This window comes from Testudinibacter crocodili, assembly GCF_006228025.1.
GTDB lineage: Bacteria > Pseudomonadota > Gammaproteobacteria > Enterobacterales > Pasteurellaceae > Chelonobacter.
On sequence record NZ_VDHF01000108.1, the window covers coordinates 1 to 1,121 of the forward strand.

General features: G+C 49.1%; 1 protein-coding gene. It reads left to right on the plus strand.

Translation table 11 applies throughout. The features are described 5' to 3' along the window. A partial coding sequence (locus FHQ23_RS11010) for a DUF3304 domain-containing protein (RefSeq protein WP_139614368.1) occupies window positions 1-774 on the plus strand: 774 nt, incomplete at its 5' end. Between the last annotated feature and the right edge of the window lie 347 nt (window positions 775-1,121).

Consider the following 1,121-nt stretch of genomic DNA (forward strand, 5'->3'; position numbering starts at 1 on the left):
ATGAATAAAACCATGCTTGTATCGTGCGGCATACTGCTGGGGCTAAGCGCTTGCAGCAGTGCCTACCAGCCTTTTGTCGGCATCGTCGGCGGGAAGAACGAATCTTATTTTGCGCCGGTAGAGGCCTTGGTTTACACTTATGAAAGTGTATTGGGCGGCAATGTGAATGGCGGCTGTATTCCCAATACCAGCGGTGTGGCCTTAGACCAAGTGGGCAAACGGCGCTGGGGCGGCGGTTCTACTTGCGGGGGCATGACAATCCCTGCCACCTGGCGGCCGGGCTTGACGGTAAGAGTGCATTGGCGTATCACTCCCTATTCCCAATGGGGGGCAAGCTTTTATCCGCGGGAAAAAGGGGGGGGGTTAAATCAAGAAGAAGTAAGAATTATTAAACAATATAACGAAACCTACACCGCCATCGTCCCCCTGCCACCGCCGAATATCGGCACGGACTTAGGTAAAGGATCCAACATCACGGTTCATTTCCTGGCCTGTAACCAGTTGTTTATTGATTACGGCACCTCCGACGAGGATAAACTGATCAAGCGGGATTTTGAGCTGATGGATAAAAGCCTCAAGCTGTGTTCCAAGCGCCCGGTGGTAAAATCGATGGCGGATTACCGCAAGCATAAAGCGCGGATGGACGAGGTGCGTTTGGAGCGGAAGAATATCCCGCAAGTGATTTTGCCGCAGTATATCGAAGAGGTTAATAAAGTGGGTATGCCGCAGTATATCCAAAACCTTAAAGACGCGGGTCTATATCGTGATCGGTAATTCCGGCAATGATTTATTTGAAAGGGCACAGCAATGGCGGAGCAAAACAATACACCGCAAAAAAAACAGTCTGCAACCATTGGGTTCGGCAACCTCAGCAGCGTCAACAGTTCAAAGATTATAAACACCTCCCACGGCGCAAGTTTGCAACTTGTGCCTTTTTTACATTTGATTTATAACTGAAGTTACGCACCTGCTACCAAAGGCTACCTGAAATGGACAGCCGTTATTGCCGAACTTGAGCTATGCACGCCATAAGGGCGTTCGGCAATCCATTGATAAGAAAAATCAAGTGTAACGGATTGTTTTAAAAAACGGCTGTTGTTCGGTTTCAGGCAGCCTTTAGC